The organism is Citrobacter sp. Cs237 (genome assembly GCF_030332325.1).
In the GTDB taxonomy this organism is placed as follows: Bacteria; Pseudomonadota; Gammaproteobacteria; order Enterobacterales; family Enterobacteriaceae; genus Citrobacter_A; species Citrobacter_A sedlakii.
Genome location: NZ_JAOWIB010000104.1, coordinates 59107 through 76900 on the forward strand (window position 1 = coordinate 59107; position 17794 = coordinate 76900).

Sequence of the window (17794 nt, forward strand, 5' to 3'; positions counted from 1 at the left end):
GGGGGGGACTTGAACCCCCACGTCCGTAAGGACACTAACACCTGAAGCTAGCGCGTCTACCAATTCCGCCACCTTCGCATACCATCGATTCTTGAAAAGAATCGCTACCACGGAGGCGCATTCTAGTGGTTTTCAGCTTTTCGTCAATAGTTAATTGCGCACGCAAGTTCAATTGCTGGAAAAATGGGCGCTAACCGTAGCGTTGAACGCAGGCCGGATAAACAACGCGTTATCCGGCATCTGTAAACCATACCGGACGGTGCGCAGACACCTTAATCCGGCCAGGGATGACCAGACTATTTCTTCGCCTGGCGGGTCATAACGGTACGGTAGACCTTAAAGCGACCGGTCTGAGCGATGACCTCATGGAAGCCAAAGGTGTCGTCCAGCACCTGTGGGTAGGGCAGGAAGGCGTTAGCGACGATACGCAACTCGCCGCCGCTGTTCAGGTGGCGCACTGCGCCGCGAATCAGCGCCTGCGCCGCATCCAGGCTGGTCTGCATACCGTCGTGGAACGGTGGGTTGGAGATGATCATGTCAAACCGACCCTTCACTTCAGAAAAGACGTTGCTGGCAAACACCTCACCCTCAATGCCGTTGGCGGCAAGCGTTGCGCGGCTGGCTTCAACCGCGGGTGCGCTAACGTCGCACAGGGTTAAGCGCACCTTCGGCGAGTGGCTGGCAAGCGCGACGGAAAGCACGCCAGCGCCACAGCCGACATCCAGCACTTTACCCTTGGTATGCGGCGTCAGGGTGGAAAGCAGCAACTGGCTGCCCACATCCAGACCATCGCGGCTAAACACCCCCGGCAGGGTTTTGATGGTCAGGCCGTCAACGGCGTATTCGCCCCAGTATTTTTCTGCGTCAAAGACCGGCTGTTTTTCCAGACGGCCATGATACAGACCGCAGCGACGGGCGCTGTCGACTTTGTTCAGCGGCGCAAATTCCGCCAGCATCTGTTCAGCGCTGCGCACGCCGCTGCGGTTTTCGCCAACGACAAAAATATCGGTGCCCACCGGCAACAGCGACAGCAGATTCATCAGCTGGAACTGGGCTTCCGGTTTGTTTTTCGGCCAGTAGTAGATCAGCGTATCGCTGTCGGCCACGTCTTCTGCCTGGGCTACCAGGCTAAAACGGGCGCTGTCGCCCATCTGGCCGCTTAGCACCTGCCAGTGGTGAAACTGTTGGGTATGCACACGGCTGGCGGCGCTGGCAAAACGCGCGGGCAGGTCATCCTGCAAATCTCCGGCAAACAGAATACGGCTTTGTTCGAAATCATCACTGTGGCGCAGCAAGACTTCACTTGCCGGGGTAAAAGCAGACATGGAAGGCTCCTTAAGTTAATCAGCCGGGGATTATAGAGCGTAATTGGCGCAGTTTCGATGAATTTGCTATATTTGCGCCCTTGACAGACAGGAGCGTTTTACATGACATCGCGGCGAGACTGGCAATTGCAACAGTTGGGTATCACCCAGTGGTCACTGCGTCGCCCTGGCGCTTTACAGGGCGAGATTGCGATTACGCTTCCCCGGCACGTCAGCCTGGTGATCGTTGGCGACGATCTCCCCGCGCTGACGGAACCGCTGATGCGCGATATTCTTCGCGCGCTGCGCCTGACGCCGGATCAGGTATTACCGTTGACGCCCGACCGCGTGGTCATGCTGCCGCAGGGGAGCCGCTGCCACTGCTGGCGTCTCGGCAACGATGCGCCCGTCACGCTGGAAGGGGCGGTGATTTCAACGCCTTCATTTAATGAACTACAGACCAGCGCGCCCGCGCGCGCCGCGTTATGGCGACAAATCTGCACACATGAACACGATTTCTTCCCTCAGCCAGCGTGACTTACCCGCGGCGTTTCAGATTGAAAAGCGCGCCCACGCGTTTCCCTGGAGTGAACAGACATTTACCAGTAATCAGGGGGAACGTTATCTCAACTATCAGTTGACGATAGACGGACGCATGGCCGCATTTGCCATCACGCAGGTGGTAGTCGATGAAGCGACGCTGTTCAATATCGCGGTCGATCCCGACTTTCAGCGTCAGGGCGTAGGGAAAGCGCTGCTGGAACACCTCATTGATGAGCTGGAAAAACGCGGCGTCCTGACGCTGTGGCTGGAGGTTCGCGCCTCCAACGTTGCCGCCATCGCACTGTATGAAAGCTTAGGCTTCAACGAGGCAACGATTCGCCGCAACTACTACCCGACCGCCGACGGTCGCGAGGACGCCATCATAATGGCACTGCCAATCAGTATGTAAGAGAAGGTGTAATGATGAAGTGGGACTGGATTTTCTTTGATGCCGACGAAACGCTGTTTACGTTTGACTCGTTTACCGGCTTACAGCGGATGTTTCTCGACTATAGCATTACCTTTACCGCTGAGGATTTTCAGGACTATCAGGCCGTCAATAAACCACTGTGGGTGGATTACCAAAACGGCGCGATCACCTCATTACAGCTTCAGCATGCCCGGTTTCAAAGCTGGGCGGAACGGCTCAACGTGGCGCCGGGGCAGCTTAATGACGCCTTTATGAATGCGATGGCGGAGATCTGCGCGCCGCTGCCAGGCGCTGTATCGCTGCTTAATGCCCTGCGCGGCAATGCCCGGCTTGGCATCATCACCAACGGTTTTACCGCCCTGCAACAGATCCGTTTAGAGCGGACCGGTCTGCGCGATTATTTTGATTTGCTGGTCATCTCAGAAGAAGTTGGCGTGGCGAAGCCGGACCCGAAGATTTTCGATTACGCGCTGGCGCAGGCCGGTAATCCGGACCGTTCCCGGGTACTGATGGTGGGCGATACCCCGGCATCTGATATCCTAGGCGGTATCAATGCCGGGCTGGCGACATGCTGGTTGAATGCGCATCATCGCGAGCAGCCAGAAGGCATACAACCGACCTGGACCGTGACGTCATTAGCCGAACTGGAGCAACTCCTGTGTAAACACTGATTGCCTCCCCCCCGTTGATGGGTAAAATAGCCGCAATTTTTCGTATTCAACATGCGCGGCGCGACGCCGCGCTTACCAAGAAGAATGAATTATGACGTTGTCTCCTTATTTGCAGGAGGTGGCCAAGCGCCGCACTTTTGCCATTATTTCTCACCCGGACGCCGGTAAAACCACCATCACCGAGAAGGTGCTGCTGTTCGGACAGGCTATCCAGACGGCGGGTACCGTTAAAGGCCGTGGTTCCAGCCAGCACGCGAAATCCGACTGGATGGAAATGGAAAAGCAGCGTGGTATCTCTATTACCACCTCAGTAATGCAGTTTCCGTATCACGACTGCCTGGTAAACCTGCTGGACACCCCGGGGCACGAAGACTTCTCGGAAGATACTTACCGCACGCTGACGGCGGTGGACTGCTGTCTGATGGTTATCGACGCCGCGAAAGGCGTCGAGGATCGCACGCGTAAGCTGATGGAGGTCACCCGTCTGCGCGATACACCGATCCTGACCTTTATGAACAAGCTCGACCGCGACATCCGCGACCCGATGGAACTGCTGGACGAAGTTGAGAACGAGCTGAAAATTGGCTGTGCGCCGATCACCTGGCCGATCGGTTGCGGCAAGCTGTTCAAGGGGGTGTATCACCTCTATAAAGACGAAACGTATCTGTACCAGACAGGGAAAGGCCATACCATTCAGGAAGTGCGCATTGTTAAAGGGCTGAACAACCCGGATCTCGACGCCGCTGTGGGGGACGATCTGGCGCAGCAGCTGCGCGATGAACTGGAACTGGTGCAGGGCGCGTCTAACGAATTCGACAAAGAACTGTTCCTCGCCGGGGAAATCACGCCGGTCTTCTTTGGTACCGCGCTGGGCAACTTTGGCGTTGACCACATGCTGGACGGTCTGGTGGAGTGGGCGCCAGCGCCGATGCCGCGTCAAACCGACACCCGCACCGTGGAAGCCAAAGAAGAGAAGTTCACTGGCTTTGTCTTTAAGATTCAGGCCAACATGGATCCGAAACACCGCGACCGCGTGGCGTTTATGCGCGTCGTTTCCGGAAAATATGAAAAAGGCATGAAAATGCGTCAGGTGCGCATCGGTAAAGACGTGGTGATTTCTGATGCGCTGACCTTCATGGCTGGCGATCGTTCACACGTTGAAGAAGCGTATCCGGGGGATATTCTTGGCCTGCATAACCACGGCACCATTCAGATCGGCGACACCTTTACTCAGGGTGAGATGATGAAGTTCACCGGTATCCCGAACTTCGCGCCGGAACTGTTCCGCCGCATCCGCCTCAAAGATCCGCTCAAGCAGAAACAGCTGTTGAAAGGGCTGGTCCAGCTGTCGGAAGAGGGCGCGGTGCAAGTGTTCCGCCCTATCGCCAATAACGATCTGATCGTCGGCGCGGTCGGTGTGCTGCAGTTTGACGTGGTGGTTGCGCGTCTGAAGAGCGAATACAACGTTGAAGCCATTTATGAATCCGTCAACGTGGCGACCGCTCGCTGGGTGGAATGCGCTGACGCGAAGAAGTTCGAAGAGTTTAAACGTAAAAATGAAGTTCAACTGGCGCTGGATGGCGGTGACAACCTCACCTACATTGCGCCAACGATGGTGAACCTCAACCTGACGCAGGAACGTTATCCTGATGTTCAGTTCCGTAAGACTCGCGAGCACTAATCTCCCTCTCAGAGCGCGGCAATGCTGCGCTCTGCCACTTTCCCTGCCTTTTTAGTCCCTTGCGGAATGTTCTTAAATCCCTCTCTTTTGCTTATGTTTGCCGATTTTTTGCGCAATTCCCCGCGCGATTTCAAAATTGTGATCTATATTTAACAAAGTGATGACATAAATATTGGCTTTAAATACCGTTCAATGCGTGAAGTGGAGTGCTTAAAGCTGATGTTGATTGTAGCCACGATATTAATAACTGAAACGGAAGGGCCTTCGACAGCACTGCTTCACACGTTGTGAATGTGACCGCTGCCATTGACTTCTGACTGGGTGATGTTTTATCACCCCATTCAGCAATGCAACCCCGTGTTGCCGGAGCTCAAATTACGAGCAAACATACAGGAATAGATCGATGACTATGACAAGACTGAAGATTTCTAAAACTCTGCTGGCCGTAATGCTGACGTCTGCTGTGGCGACGGGTTCTGCATATGCAGAAAACGCTACCATGGACAAAGCGCAAGCCGGGGCCGAAAGCGCAGGGCAAAAAGTCGATAGCTCTATGAATAAAGTCGGTAATTTCATGGATGACAGCGCCATTACCGCAAAAGTAAAAGCGGCACTGGTGGATCATGAAAATATTAAGAGCACCGATATTTCTGTCAAAACCGATCAGAAAGTGGTGACCCTGAGCGGCTTCGTCGAAAGTCAGGCACAGGCTGAAGAAGCCGTGAAAGTGGCGAAAGGCGTGGAAGGCGTGACCTCGGTGAGCGACAAACTGCACGTTCGCGACGGCAAAGAGAGTTCAGTGAAAGGCTATGCCGGTGATACGGCAACCACCAGTGAAATCAAAGCCAAACTGCTGGCGGATGACATTGTTCCTTCCCGAAAAGTGAAAGTGGAAACCACCGATGGTGTTGTCCAGCTGTCCGGAACCGTAGAGTCGCAGGCGCAAATCGATCGCGCTGAGAGCATCGCAAAAGCCGTTGATGGCGTGAAAAGCGTCAAGAACGATCTGAAAGCTCAGTAATTCTTCGTATTCGACCTCCTGACATTTGTCGGGAGGCGTAATGTGCACCACACTAAAAATATCGCGAATGAGTAGCCTGAGCGCTCATAACAAGCGGTCGACATTAACTATGGTAAAGGAGAGGCTTATGTTTCGTTGGGGCATTATATTTCTGGTTATCGCGTTAATTGCCGCCGCTCTGGGATTTGGTGGACTGGCAGGTACAGCTGCAGGCGCAGCGAAAATTGTTTTCGTCGTCGGTATCATCCTGTTCCTGGTCAGCCTGTTTATGGGCCGTAAACGACCCTAGTGCGTGAAAGCGTAACGCTAACTTGCAACGAAGCCAGTCCAGTGGACTGGCTTTTTCTGTTTTCGCCGCGGTCAATTTGCGTTACTTTGGCTCCCTTAAGCATAACAATAACAGGAAGGCAGAGGTGGGGCAGCGTATACCCGTCACGCTCGGCAATATTGCGCCGTTGTCATTAAGACCGTTCAAGCCGGGCCGCCTGGCGCTGGTGTGTGAAGGCGGAGGACAGCGCGGCATCTTTACCGCAGGCGTGCTGGATGAATTTATGCGCGCGCAGTTTAATCCGTTCGATCTCTACTACGGCACCTCCGCAGGCGCGCAAAATCTCTCAGCCTACCTCTGTAATCAGCCTGGCTATGGGCGCAAAGTCATCATGCGTTACACCACGCGCAAAGAATTTTTTGATCCGTTGCGCTTTGTGCGTGGAGGCAATCTTATCGATCTTGACTGGCTGGTGGAGGCGACCGCCAGCCAGATGCCGCTGCAAATGGATACCGCCGCCCGGCTGTTCGACAGCGGCAAACATTTTTATATGTGCGCCTGCCGTGGCGACGACTATACGCCCGGTTACTTCACGCCGACGAAGCAGAACTGGCTGGATATCATTCGCGCGTCGAGCGCAATCCCCGGTTTTTATCGCACCGGGGTGTCGCTGGAAGGGGTCAGCTACCTGGACGGTGGGATTAGCGATGCGATCCCGGTTCGCGAAGCAGTGAAACAAGGGGCGCAAACGGTGGTGGTGATCCGCACCGTGCCGTCGCAAATGTATTACACGCCGCAATGGTTCAAGCGCATGGAGCGCTGGCTGGGCGAGAGCAGCCTGCAGCCGCTGGTGAATCTGGTGCAGCATCATGAGGCAAGTTACACCGACATCCAGCGTTTCATTGAAAAGCCGCCGGGCAGGATCCGTCTTTTTGAAATTTATCCGCCGAAGCCATTAAAAAGCATGGCGTTGGGCAGCCGCATTCCAGCGTTGCGCGAAGATTATAAAGTCGGGCGGCTATGTGGCCGTTATTTTCTCGCCACGGTCGGTAAAATGCTGGCCGAAGAGCCGCCTTTGCTGCGGCATCTTCCGAAAATTGTCACGCCTGGCCCGGTGGTGGTGCCTCCCGCACCGGTCGCCAACGATACCCATGTGGCGGCGGTGTCAGCAGCGCCGCAGGCCAATGACACACTGTTTACTGATGAGGATCTGGCGTGAGTTTGCGTTTTATCGATACCCATTGTCACTTTGATTTTCCGCCGTTTACCGGCGATGAGCGCGCCAGCCTGCAGCGGGCTTGCGCAGCGGGTATTGAGAAGATGATTGTGCCAGCGACAGAGGCGGCCAATTTTGCCCGCGTACTGGCGCTGGCAGAACGCTTCGTACCGCTATACGCCGCGCTGGGGCTACACCCGATAGTGATCGAACAGCATGCGGATGACGGTCTGGAACGCTTACAGCAGGTTCTGGACGATCGTCCGGCAAAAGTGGTGGCGGTGGGAGAGATCGGCCTGGATCTGTTTCGCGACGACCCGCGGTTCGACAGGCAGGAACAGATCCTGGAGGCGCAGCTAAAGCTGGCAAAACGCTACGATCTGCCAGTGATCCTCCATTCCCGTCGCACCCATGACAAGCTGGCGATGCATCTGAAACGTCAGAACCTGCCGCGCACCGGCGTAGTCCATGGCTTTGCCGGCAGTTTTCAGCAAGCCGAGCGTTTTGTGCAACTGGGTTACCGGATTGGCGTCGGCGGCACGATCACCTATCCGCGCGCCAGCAAAACCCGCGACGTGATAGCGCAACTGCCGCTTACGGCGCTACTGCTGGAAACCGATGCCCCGGACATGCCGCTTAATGGTTTTCAGGGCCAGCCAAACCGCCCGGAACAGGCGGCTAAGGTGTTTGATGCGCTTTGCGAACTGCGCCCGGAACCTGCGGACGTGATCGCTGACGCGTTGTATCGCAATACCACGGCGTTGTTTGATGTGTAATATCGTTGTCGCTGCTCAGTGTTCAAATGTGCTGAAGAGGTAGAGAAGCACTTCCCGTAGGGTGAACGCAACCTGTTGCTGATGTGACAACGTTGAGAATATCCTGGAGCCAGATGCCGCACGCTATATGCTCCATGCGCCCCCGGCATATTCACAGATATAACGCAGGAAAGCGCAATTTTTCTACGCCGCGCTCGCGCAGGGCATCGGCCAGTTGCTCTACGTCCTCTGGCGTTGCGCTTGCCCATGTCCTGGCTTCGCCATGCGTCCCGTGCGCGTGAAAGGCGTTTAGCCTCACCGGCACATCGCCAAGCTGTCGGATGAACGCGGCGAGCGCATCGACATGCTGCATATAATCCACCCGTCCCGGAATCACCAGCAGCCGCAGTTCCGCCAGCTTTCCACGCTCTGCCAGCCACACGATACTATGCTTAATCTGCGCGTTATCGCGACCGGTAAGCCGCCTGTGGCATTCGCTGCTCCAGGCTTTAAGGTCGAGCATCACGCCTTCACACACGGGCAGCAGTTTCAGCCAGCCGGTTTCGCTAAGCTGCCCGTTGCTGTCCACCAGGCAACTCAGCGATGCCAGTTGCGGATCGCCTTTCATCGCGGTGAACAGTTCAAGGATAAACGGCAGCTGGGTCGTGGCTTCGCCGCCGCTAACGGTAACGCCTTCAATAAACGGCGCGGCCTTGCGGATGTGGGTCAGCATCTGGTCAACGCTCATGCTCTGCGCCATCGGCGTCGCCTGTTGCGGACACATCTTCAGACAGGTGTCGCACTGCTGGCAATGCTCGGCGTGCCAGATGACTTTTCCGTCGCTGACGCTCAGCGCCTGGTGTGGACACTGCTCCACGCACTCGCCGCAGTGGTTACAGCGTCCCATCGTCCATGGATTGTGGCAGTTTTTACAGCGCAGATTACAGCCCTGTAAAAACAGGGCCAGACGACTTCCGGGTCCGTCAACGCAGGAGAAGGGGATCAGCTTACTGACTGAAGCGCATCTGCTGTTCATGACCGATCACCCGGGGTTGTCGTTCCAGAATACGCGTATTGCGCGCGGCCTCTTCACCCAGCCAGGTGGTATTGGTACGGGAACCTTCAGCGCGATACTTTTTCAGATCCGACAGACGCACCATGTAGCCAGTCACCCGGACCAGATCGTTGCCGCTGACGTTAGCGGTAAATTCGCGCATCCCGGCCTTAAACGCGCCGAGGCACAACTGCACCAGCGCCTGTGGATTGCATTTGATGGTTTCGTCCAGGGTTAGTATGTCGCTGATCCCGGAATGATAATGGACGTGATGCGGCGCGACGGCTTGCAGATGGCTGATCGGGTCCGGCTCGTCGCCATAGGGCAGACGCGCGCCCGGCGTGGTGCCAACGTCAGAGCTAATCCCTGACTGTGCATGCAGCATTGCGCGCTGCTTCCAGCCATATTTTACCGGCGTATTCTCGACAAATTCCGCCAGTTGAGCGCTGATGCGATAGCCCAGTTCGTTAGCCGCTTCCGCTTTTCCGTAGCGCGCACGCATGCCCGCTTTTTCGCACAGCAGGTTTACCGCTTCCGCCAGACCGTACATACCGAACATGGGCACAAAACGTTGTGGATCGATCAGTCCTTCCTGCACGAGGAAGCTATTCTCAAAGAAATGTGATTTTTCATAGAGGAATTCACATCGGGCATCAATGATGGCGATTTGCTGGCGGCAATAGTAAGGAAGCGCATTTGTGAAGAAGTCATCAACAGAGCTGCTGCGCTCCGCCACGGCCTTCAGGTTAAGACGCACCAGCGTGCTGCCGCCGCCTCCAAGCGGCAGCGAGTTGTAACAGCTCACCACGCCGTACTGCCCTTTTGTGAAAATTTTATCATTCGCCGGGCCATTGGAAATATGCGGCTTACTGCATTCACAAATGTTTTCTGCCACCGCCAACAGCAGATTGTCCGGGGTGACGTCCGGATCGTAGATAAAGGTCAGGTTTGGCGCAACCTGCTTTAGTTCTGCGTCAGCACGTAAAATCGCCCGGGTAATAGGAGTATCGGCAGGACCGATATTGGCATGCATAAACGCGTCTGGCAGGGTTCTGTCGAGATAGCGCCAGAAACGTTTTATTCGAATATCGATCGCGTCTTGTGTTAGAATTTTAACATAGGGTTGCAACAGCGCATCAAGCTGACCGAGGTAAACCGGCATGGAGGTTACCGACGGCACATGATGATAAAGGATGGTCAGTAACGACAGCGCATCGTCCAGATCCTGCGCGCCTTCCAGTTCCAGCCAGGCGGAGCCATTGCGCAGAAAACGGGCGTAATCGGGGAGCACATAGCGGGGCTTGAACGGCGCGTGGCCTTCAAACATATCGCAAATGACCCCGTCGTCCAGCGCCTGGCGCGCCCCGGCGGGCAGCGCGGGATAAGGCAAAATGTTTTCGGCCTCCAGCGCCAGAAAGTGCCGTTTTTGCTCCGGGCTCAGCACCGGGCTGGTGACGATTTGCTGGCAGCGCTGTTGCAGCGCGGTTTCGTTGCTCGTGGTCATCGTGATTCCTTTTTATGCCGAAGGGCGTGCGGGCATTGTAGAAAGAAGCGCTGACGCGGCTTTTGATCCTGATGCGCCTGTGCGAAGAAGATCGCGGCAGAAGAGGTCATTTATTTGAATTTGATCTCATTACAGTAATGCAAATTTGTACGTAGTTTTCATTAACTGTGATGTATATCGAAGTGTAATCGCGGGTGGATGTTAGAATACTAACAAACCCGCAAGGTGAGAATTGATACGGCGATGCCGTTGGAGAATGTTATGAGCGATTTAACAGCAAGCAGCCTGCGTGCCCTGAAACTGATGGATCTGACAACCCTGAATGACGACGACACCAATGAAAAAGTGATCGCGTTGTGTCATCAGGCGAAAACCCCGGTCGGCAATACCGCCGCCATCTGCATCTATCCGCGTTTCATTCCCATTGCGCGTAAGACCCTGAAAGAGCAGGGCACCCCGGAGATCCGCATCGCGACCGTGACCAACTTCCCGCACGGCAACGACGACATTGAGATCGCCGTGGCGGAAACCCGCGCCGCGATCGCGTATGGCGCAGACGAAGTTGACGTGGTGTTCCCGTACCGCGCGCTGATCGCCGGTAATGAGCAGGTCGGCTTTGATTTGGTGAAAGCCTGTAAAGACGCGTGCGCGGCGGCAAACGTGCTGCTGAAAGTGATCATCGAAACTGGCGAACTGAAAGAAGAGGCGCTGATCCGTAAAGCGTCTGAAATCGCTATCAAAGCCGGGGCTGATTTCATTAAAACCTCTACCGGTAAAGTGCCGGTCAACGCAACCCCGGAAAGCGCGCGCATCATGATGGAAGTGATCCGTGATATGGGCGTCGAAAAAACCGTGGGCTTTAAACCTGCGGGCGGCGTACGTACGGCGGAAGACGCGCAGAAATTTCTGGCGATTGCCGACGAGCTGTTTGGCGCTGAGTGGGCGGATTCCCGTCACTACCGCTTCGGCGCGTCGAGCCTGCTGGCCAGCCTGCTGAAAGCGCTGGGTCACGGCGACGGTAAGAGCGCAAGCAGCTACTAAGATTTGAATTGCCGGGCGACGCGTAGCGAGCCCGGCCTGGTTTGAGGAGGTTACCGTGTTTCTCGCACAAGAAATTATTCGTAAAAAACGTGATGGTCTTGCCCTGAGCGACGAAGAGATCCGCTTCTTTATCAACGGCATTCGTGACAACACCGTCTCTGAAGGACAGATTGCTGCCCTGGCGATGACCATTTTCTTCCACGATATGTCGATGCCTGAGCGCGTGTCGCTGACCATGGCGATGCGAGATTCAGGAACCGTTCTGGACTGGAAAAGCCTCAACCTTAACGGCCCGATTGTGGATAAACACTCCACCGGCGGCGTGGGTGATGTGACGTCGCTGATGCTCGGTCCTATGGTGGCAGCCTGCGGCGGCTACATTCCGATGATCTCCGGGCGCGGCCTGGGCCATACCGGCGGTACGCTCGACAAGCTGGAAGCCATTCCGGGCTTCGATATCTTCCCGGATGACAACCGCTTCCGCGAAATTATTAAAGACGTTGGCGTGGCGATTATCGGCCAGACCAGCTCTCTGGCGCCGGCAGACAAGCGTTTCTACGCGACCCGCGATATCACTGCAACCGTAGATTCCATCCCGCTGATCACCGCCTCGATTCTTGCCAAAAAACTGGCGGAAGGTCTGGACGCGCTGGTGATGGATGTGAAGGTGGGCAGCGGCGCGTTTATGCCAACCTATGAACTCTCTGAGGCGCTGGCCGAAGCGATCGTTGGCGTCTCCAACGGCGCGGGCGTGCGCACCACCGCACTGCTGACGGACATGAACCAGGTGCTGGCTTCCAGCGCCGGTAACGCTGTCGAAGTGCGTGAAGCCGTGCAGTTCCTGACGGGCGAGTATCGCAACCCGCGCCTGTTCGACGTGACTATGGCGCTGTGCGTGGAGATGCTGATCTCCGGCAAGCTTGCCAAAGACGATACGGAAGCCCGCGCGAAGCTTCAGGCGGTGCTGGACAACGGCAAAGCGGCGGAAATTTTTGGCCGCATGGTGGCGGCGCAGAAAGGCCCGACCGACTTCGTGGAAAATTACGCGAAATACCTGCCAACCGCGATGCTCAGCAAAGCGGTGTATGCCGATAGCGAAGGCTTCGTCAGCGCGATGGATACCCGCGCGCTCGGCATGGCGGTGGTCTCGATGGGCGGCGGTCGTCGTCAGGCATCCGACACCATTGATTACAGCGTCGGCTTCACCGACATGGTCCGTCTGGGCGACAGCGTTGATGGCCAACGTCCGCTGGCGGTGATTCATGCCAAAGATGAAACCAGCTGGCAGGATGCGGCGAAAGCGGTCAAAGCGGCAATTATCCTTGACGACAACGCGCCTGAAATTACACCAACGGTCTATCGTCGTATTACCGAATAGCGGTATACTGATCTGATCGCTTTTTTACAGCGCAGATGTATGGAGAACATTATGAAACGTGCATTTATTATGGTGCTGGACTCCTTTGGTATTGGTGCAACGGAAGATGCCGATCGCTTTGGCGATGTGGGCGCCGATACTCTGGGACACATCGCAGAAGCCTGTGCTAAAGGCGAAGCGGATAACGGTCGCAAAGGCCCGCTGAATTTACCGAACCTGACCCGCCTGGGTCTGGTGAAAGCCCATGAAGGCTCAACCGGAAAAATCGCGGCCGGAATGGACGCGAATGCGGAAGTCATTGGCGCTTACGCCTGGGCGCACGAACTTTCCTCCGGTAAAGATACGCCGTCTGGTCACTGGGAAATCGCCGGGGTACCGGTGCTGTTCGACTGGGGCTACTTCTCGGATCACAAGAACAGCTTCCCGCAGGAACTGCTTGATAAGCTGGTGAAGCGCGCCAATCTGCCGGGCTACCTCGGTAACTGCCACTCTTCCGGTACGGTGATCCTGGACCAGCTCGGGGAAGAGCACATGAAAACCGGCAAGCCGATTTTCTACACCTCTGCTGACTCCGTGTTCCAGATCGCCTGCCACGAAGAGACGTTTGGTCTGGATAAACTCTACGAGCTGTGCGAAATCGCCCGTGAAGAGCTGACCGAAGGCGGCTACAACATTGGCCGCGTGATCGCGCGTCCGTTTATCGGCGACAAAGCGGGTAATTTCCAGCGTACCGGCAACCGTCACGACCTGGCCGTTGAGCCTCCTGCCCCCACCGTGCTGCAAAAGCTGGTCGACGAGAAGGGCGGTCAGGTAGTGTCTGTGGGTAAAATCGCGGATATCTACGCTAACTGCGGCATCACCAAAAAAGTGAAAGCGACCGGTCTGGACGCGCTGTTCGACGCGACCGTCAAAGAGATGAAAGACGCGGGTGACAACACGATTGTCTTCACCAACTTTGTGGACTTCGACTCCTCCTGGGGCCACCGTCGCGACGTCGCAGGCTACGCTGCGGGTCTGGAACTGTTTGACCGCCGCCTGCCGGAGCTGATGGAACTGGTAGGGGAAGATGACATTCTGATCCTGACCGCGGATCATGGCTGTGACCCAACCTGGACCGGTACTGACCACACCCGTGAGCACATCCCGGTGCTGGTGTACGGCCCGAAAGTGAAACCCGGTTCACTGGGACACCGTGAAACTTTTGCGGATATCGGCCAGACCATTGCGAAATATTTTGGCACGTCTGACATGGAATATGGCAAGGCGATGTTCTGAGGTCATTGCCGGGCGGCGACTGCGCCTTACCCGGCCTACAACACCGTAGGCCCGGATCGCGCCGCGTCACCGGGCAAAAAATCAAATTAAAAGGAACTGAAAGATGGCAACTCCTCACATTAATGCAGAAATGGGTGATTTCGCTGACGTCGTATTGATGCCTGGCGACCCGCTGCGCGCGAAGCACATTGCAGAAACTTTCCTCGAGGACGTGCGTGAAGTGAACAACGTTCGCGGCATGCTGGGCTTCACCGGGACCTATAAGGGCCGCAAAATCTCCGTGATGGGCCACGGTATGGGGATCCCGTCCTGCTCCATCTACACCAAAGAGCTGATCACCGATTTCGGCGTGAAGAAAATCATCCGCGTCGGTTCCTGTGGCGCCGTGCGTCACGATGTCAAACTGCGTGATGTGGTCATCGGTATGGGGGCTTGCACCGATTCCAAAGTGAACCGTATCCGTTTCAAAGATCATGACTTCGCGGCGATTGCCGACTTTGATATGGTGCGTAACGCGGTTGATGCGGCAAAAGCGCTGGGCGTTGACGCGCGCGTAGGCAACCTGTTCTCTGCGGATCTGTTCTACTCCCCGGACGGCGAAATGTTCGACGTGATGGAAAAATACGGCATCCTGGGCGTGGAAATGGAAGCGGCGGGCATTTACGGCGTCGCGGCGGAATTTGGCGCGAAAGCGCTGACCATCTGCACCGTGTCTGACCATATCCGTACTCACGAGCAGACCACCGCCGCTGAGCGTCAGACCACCTTCAACGACATGATCAAAATCGCGCTGGAATCCGTTCTGCTGGGCGATAAAGCGTAATGCTCTTTCCTGCCCTTCTCCTGTAAGGGAGAGGGGCAGGGTGAGGCATCAGAACGCGCTTAACGCACTGCCTGCGCTATCCATGCCGACACGTCCCGTAATTCCTTTTCCTGCTCCGGGAAGTCACCCCTCAACGCATCGCACTCCTGCTGCAATGTATCCGCCCGATACAAACACCCCTGCAAACGTGCTGCCAGCGCCTCTAATGGCGCGGGATTAAGACTGTCCGTGAACACCTGTGTGCGGGTGATACGACCTTTCTCTACGTCAAAATGCAGTTCCACGCCACCCCAGGTAAAGCGCTCATCCAGCAGATGAGAGAACGCTGGCGCCTGGCCGAAGTTCCACTCCCAACTGCTCTGGCGGGCAAAGGTTTCAGCAAAGTTGGGCAGATCCGGGGTTTTATCCGGCGAGATCACTTCCGCGTCAACGCGTTCGTTATAGTAAGTGAAGAAGGCTTCGCTGACTGCATGACAGACATGCTCATGCGTGATCCCAGGCAGCAGTTCGGTGAGGTTCGCCACGCGGGAGCGAACCGAGGTAATCCCTTTAGCCGCCAGCTTCTTTTTGTCCGGGTTCAGGTAATTTGCCAGACGGCTGAGATCGGCGTTAAGCAGTAGCGTGCCGTGGTGAAAGCCGCGATCTTTGGTTTCGCGATAGGCCGAACCAGAGACTTTACGATCGCCGTCCGGTGTTTTGACCACCAGATCGTTACGCCCGGAGGCCTCCGCCGTCACGCCGAGCGCATGGAGGGCGTTAAGAACAATTGAAGTCGAAATCGTTTTATCGTATTCCGGCTTGCCCGCCATAAAGGTAAAACAGGTATTGCCGAGGTCGTGGAACACCGCGCCGCCGCCGCTACTGCGACGCGCCAGGCGCACGTTGTCCTCTTCCATCCGTCGTGTGTTGCACTCTTTCCACGGATTTTGCGCACGGCCAATCACCACCGTATCCGCGTTGCGCCACAGGAAAAGCACGCGTTGGGTGGCGGGCATCTGGCGGAAAATGCACTCTTCTACCGCCAGGTTAAACCACGGATCATAAGAGTCAGAAATAAGCAGGCGAAGTGTAGACATAGCGTTTTCCTTTACAGAATTTATTCTTTTTTCTCGCTCTCTTCCTCTTCCGGTACCGACTTACTGGCGGTGAGCAAGAAAGGGGATTGCTGCCAGCGCGTTCGTTTACCCTGCAGCAATGTTCGGGTCAGCACCACGCCAATCGCCAGCGAGAGCAGCAGCATCAGGCGTAAAATATTGGTGGTGTTATCCACCTGTTTCGCTTCGGTCGCCAGGGTGTGGGTATCCAGCGTCAGGCGCAGATAGCCCAGCGGACCATTTTTTCCCTGAATGGGTTCGACGATTTGCTGGTTAAAATAGCCCCCGGCTTTTTTGCCGTCCAGCGCCAGGCGGTCGCGCACGTTTACGCTTTCACCCGCGCGGGCAATCATGTCGCCCTGTTCATCATAAACCCCGGCGTCAAGGATGCGGCTTTCATGGGTCAATTGCTGCAATATGCTTTTGATACGCTTTTCGTCAGGCGTTTCGGTACGCATAGAAGGCGCGATGTTCAGCGTGACCTGATGCGCCAGTGTGCGAGCCAGTTCTTCAAGCTGCGGATTGCGTTGCTTCTGGTGGTTTTGACTAAACCAGGACGCCCCCTGCATGAGCGCGACAAGCAGTGCGAGACAGAACAATACAATCACTGCACGATGAAGCCGAAATTTCAGTTTTGCGCGAGCCATATTCCACCTGCTGAAAATTTGAGGCTTAATGTTGCCAGAAGCGATGGATACAAGGTAGCCTCATGCGTTATTTTCCCCAGGAACCTTCCCGGCCCGAACGATTTTACAGGAGCTTTAATGCCTAACATTACCTGGTGCGATTTGCCTGAAGATGTCTCTTTATGGCCAGGTTTGCCCCTTTCTTTAAGTGGTGACGAGGTGATGCCACTGGATTACCACGCAGGACGTAGCGGCTGGCTGCTGTATGGTCGCGGGCTGGATAAACAACGACTAACCCAGTACCAGAGCAAGCTGGGCGCGGCAATGGTGATCGTCGCAGCTTGGTGCGTGGAAGACTACCAGGTGATCCGCCTGGCGGGGTCGCTGACACCGCGCGCCACGAAGCTGGCGCATGATGCGCAACTGGACGTCGCGCCACTGGGTAAAATACCGCATCTGCGGACGCCAGGTTTGCTGGTGATGGACATGGACTCCACCGCGATCCAGATCGAGTGCATTGATGAGATCGCAAAACTGGCCGGTACCGGCGAGCAGGTCGCGGAAGTGACCGAGCGCGCGATGCGCGGCGAACTGGACTTTACCGCCAGCCTGCGCAGCCGCGTGGCGACGCTGAAAGGCGCTGACGCTAACATCCTGCATCAGGTGCGCGACACGCTGCCGCTCATGCCCGGTCTGACGCAACTGGTGCTGAAGCTGGAAACGCTGGGCTGGAAGGTGGCGATCGCCTCCGGCGGCTTCACGTTTTTTGCCGAGTATCTGCGTGAAAAGCTGCGCTTAACCGCCGTGGTGGCGAACGAACTGGAGATCGTAGACGGCAAATTCACCGGACACGTGACGGGGGATATCGTTGACGCGCAATATAAGGCCAATACCCTGACCCGGTTGGCGCAGGAGTATGAGATCCCCATGGCGCAAACGGTGGCGATTGGCGACGGCGCGAACGATCTGCCGATGATCAAAACGGCGGGGCTGGGCATAGCCTACCACGCCAAGCCGAAAGTGAATGAGAAAACGGAAATCACCATCCGTCACGCCGATCTGATGGGCGTGTTTTGCATTCTTTCTGGCAGCATGAATCAGAAATAACGA

The 17794-nt window shown here is 56.1% G+C and carries 18 protein-coding genes; 13 read left to right on the forward strand and 5 right to left on the reverse strand.

Annotated elements, in window-relative coordinates; all coding sequences use genetic code 11:
* Positions 1-296 precede the first annotated feature (296 nt).
* Positions 297-1325: a 16S rRNA (guanine(1207)-N(2))-methyltransferase RsmC gene (gene rsmC / locus OGY07_RS12295; protein ID WP_199957212.1), complete on the reverse strand. Its 1029-nt coding sequence runs from the start codon at positions 1323-1325 to the stop codon at positions 297-299.
* 102 nt (positions 1326-1427) lie between these two features.
* Between rsmC and OGY07_RS12300 the strand changes: the two genes are divergently transcribed.
* The 8 genes from OGY07_RS12300 to OGY07_RS12335 all read left to right on the forward strand — a co-directional run bounded on the left by OGY07_RS12300 (position 1428) and on the right by OGY07_RS12335 (position 7910).
* Entirely contained in the window at positions 1428-1841 is a 414-nt protein-coding gene (locus OGY07_RS12300) for a DNA polymerase III subunit psi (RefSeq protein ID WP_042292241.1), read from the forward strand.
* Positions 1810-2256 carry a ribosomal protein S18-alanine N-acetyltransferase gene (gene rimI, locus OGY07_RS12305; protein ID WP_042292239.1) on the forward strand — a complete coding sequence of 149 codons (447 nt, stop codon included), beginning with the start codon at positions 1810-1812 and terminating at the stop codon, positions 2254-2256. Before OGY07_RS12300 ends, rimI begins: the two co-directional genes overlap by 32 nt.
* Positions 2257-2270: 14 nt before the next feature.
* Complete coding sequence (gene yjjG / locus OGY07_RS12310; RefSeq protein WP_286600912.1) at positions 2271-2948, forward strand: pyrimidine 5'-nucleotidase; 678 nt, start codon at positions 2271-2273, stop codon at positions 2946-2948.
* A gap of 91 nt (positions 2949-3039) precedes the next feature.
* Positions 3040-4629: a peptide chain release factor 3 gene (prfC, locus tag OGY07_RS12315; RefSeq protein WP_042292237.1), complete on the forward strand. Its 1590-nt coding sequence runs from the start codon at positions 3040-3042 to the stop codon at positions 4627-4629.
* 403 nt (positions 4630-5032) lie between these two features.
* On the forward strand, positions 5033-5650 hold the full coding sequence (gene osmY, locus OGY07_RS12320) for a molecular chaperone OsmY (protein WP_042292235.1): 618 nt from the start codon (positions 5033-5035) through the stop codon (positions 5648-5650).
* Between the two features lie 127 nt (positions 5651-5777).
* Positions 5778-5939, forward strand: a complete 162-nt coding sequence (locus OGY07_RS12325) for a DUF1328 domain-containing protein (protein ID WP_000490275.1) — start codon at positions 5778-5780, stop codon at positions 5937-5939.
* A gap of 124 nt (positions 5940-6063) precedes the next feature.
* A complete protein-coding gene (locus tag OGY07_RS12330) occupies positions 6064-7137 on the forward strand; it encodes a patatin-like phospholipase family protein (RefSeq protein WP_060569488.1) in 1074 nt (357 codons plus the stop codon).
* Entirely contained in the window at positions 7134-7910 is a 777-nt protein-coding gene (locus OGY07_RS12335; protein WP_286600866.1) for a metal-dependent hydrolase, read from the forward strand. Before OGY07_RS12330 ends, OGY07_RS12335 begins: the two co-directional genes overlap by 4 nt.
* Before the next feature lie 151 nt (positions 7911-8061).
* On the opposite strand, the gene OGY07_RS12340 is transcribed toward OGY07_RS12335, so the two are convergent.
* Together OGY07_RS12340 and OGY07_RS12345 are read right to left on the reverse strand one after the other, a co-directional pair.
* A complete protein-coding gene (locus tag OGY07_RS12340; RefSeq protein WP_286600869.1) occupies positions 8062-8925 on the reverse strand; it encodes a YjjW family glycine radical enzyme activase in 864 nt (287 codons plus the stop codon).
* On the reverse strand, positions 8897-10447 hold the full coding sequence (locus OGY07_RS12345; RefSeq protein ID WP_286600871.1) for a YjjI family glycine radical enzyme: 1551 nt from the start codon (positions 10445-10447) through the stop codon (positions 8897-8899). The genes OGY07_RS12340 and OGY07_RS12345 overlap by 29 nt, the downstream gene beginning before the upstream one ends.
* Positions 10448-10708: 261 nt before the next feature.
* Here OGY07_RS12345 and deoC point away from each other — a divergent pair, with 261 nt between their 5' ends.
* The 4 genes from deoC to deoD all read left to right on the forward strand — a co-directional run bounded on the left by deoC (position 10709) and on the right by deoD (position 14964).
* A complete protein-coding gene (gene deoC / locus OGY07_RS12350; RefSeq protein ID WP_042292223.1) occupies positions 10709-11488 on the forward strand; it encodes a deoxyribose-phosphate aldolase in 780 nt (259 codons plus the stop codon).
* A 55-nt stretch (positions 11489-11543) separates the two neighbouring features.
* Positions 11544-12866: a thymidine phosphorylase gene (gene deoA, locus OGY07_RS12355; RefSeq protein WP_060569485.1), complete on the forward strand. Its 1323-nt coding sequence runs from the start codon at positions 11544-11546 to the stop codon at positions 12864-12866.
* A gap of 51 nt (positions 12867-12917) precedes the next feature.
* A complete protein-coding gene (gene deoB, locus OGY07_RS12360; protein WP_286600876.1) occupies positions 12918-14141 on the forward strand; it encodes a phosphopentomutase in 1224 nt (407 codons plus the stop codon).
* Between the two features lie 103 nt (positions 14142-14244).
* Positions 14245-14964, forward strand: coding sequence for a purine-nucleoside phosphorylase (gene deoD / locus OGY07_RS12365; RefSeq protein WP_042292216.1), 720 nt, complete (start codon positions 14245-14247; stop codon positions 14962-14964).
* Between the two features lie 59 nt (positions 14965-15023).
* On the opposite strand, the gene lplA is transcribed toward deoD, so the two are convergent.
* Both lplA and OGY07_RS12375 read right to left on the reverse strand, forming a co-directional pair.
* Complete coding sequence (gene lplA, locus OGY07_RS12370) at positions 15024-16040, reverse strand: lipoate--protein ligase (protein ID WP_286600879.1); 1017 nt, start codon at positions 16038-16040, stop codon at positions 15024-15026.
* A gap of 20 nt (positions 16041-16060) precedes the next feature.
* On the reverse strand, positions 16061-16705 hold the full coding sequence (locus tag OGY07_RS12375; RefSeq protein WP_060569483.1) for a YtjB family periplasmic protein: 645 nt from the start codon (positions 16703-16705) through the stop codon (positions 16061-16063).
* Between the two features lie 117 nt (positions 16706-16822).
* On the opposite strand from OGY07_RS12375, the gene serB reads away from it, so the two are divergent.
* The gene (gene serB / locus OGY07_RS12380; protein WP_042292209.1) at positions 16823-17791 is read left to right on the forward strand and encodes a phosphoserine phosphatase; all 969 of its coding nucleotides are present in this window, start codon (positions 16823-16825) and stop codon (positions 17789-17791) included.
* Positions 17792-17794 lie beyond the last annotated feature (3 nt).

Coding starts and splice junctions, on each gene's coding strand:
- lplA (WP_286600879.1), bottom strand. CDS start 16,040: ATGTCTACACTTCGCCTGCTTATTTCTGACTCTTATGATCCGTGGTTT.
- deoB (WP_286600876.1), top strand. CDS start 12,918: ATGAAACGTGCATTTATTATGGTGCTGGACTCCTTTGGTATTGGTGCA.
- OGY07_RS12375 (WP_060569483.1), bottom strand. CDS start 16,705: ATGGCTCGCGCAAAACTGAAATTTCGGCTTCATCGTGCAGTGATTGTA.
- deoD (WP_042292216.1), top strand. CDS start 14,245: ATGGCAACTCCTCACATTAATGCAGAAATGGGTGATTTCGCTGACGTC.
- OGY07_RS12300 (WP_042292241.1), top strand. CDS start 1,428: ATGACATCGCGGCGAGACTGGCAATTGCAACAGTTGGGTATCACCCAG.
- deoC (WP_042292223.1), top strand. CDS start 10,709: ATGAGCGATTTAACAGCAAGCAGCCTGCGTGCCCTGAAACTGATGGAT.
- OGY07_RS12345 (WP_286600871.1), bottom strand. CDS start 10,447: ATGACCACGAGCAACGAAACCGCGCTGCAACAGCGCTGCCAGCAAATC.
- rimI (WP_042292239.1), top strand. CDS start 1,810: ATGAACACGATTTCTTCCCTCAGCCAGCGTGACTTACCCGCGGCGTTT.
- serB (WP_042292209.1), top strand. CDS start 16,823: ATGCCTAACATTACCTGGTGCGATTTGCCTGAAGATGTCTCTTTATGG.
- OGY07_RS12325 (WP_000490275.1), top strand. CDS start 5,778: ATGTTTCGTTGGGGCATTATATTTCTGGTTATCGCGTTAATTGCCGCC.
- OGY07_RS12340 (WP_286600869.1), bottom strand. CDS start 8,925: ATGAACAGCAGATGCGCTTCAGTCAGTAAGCTGATCCCCTTCTCCTGC.
- yjjG (WP_286600912.1), top strand. CDS start 2,271: ATGAAGTGGGACTGGATTTTCTTTGATGCCGACGAAACGCTGTTTACG.
- osmY (WP_042292235.1), top strand. CDS start 5,033: ATGACTATGACAAGACTGAAGATTTCTAAAACTCTGCTGGCCGTAATG.
- rsmC (WP_199957212.1), bottom strand. CDS start 1,325: ATGTCTGCTTTTACCCCGGCAAGTGAAGTCTTGCTGCGCCACAGTGAT.
- prfC (WP_042292237.1), top strand. CDS start 3,040: ATGACGTTGTCTCCTTATTTGCAGGAGGTGGCCAAGCGCCGCACTTTT.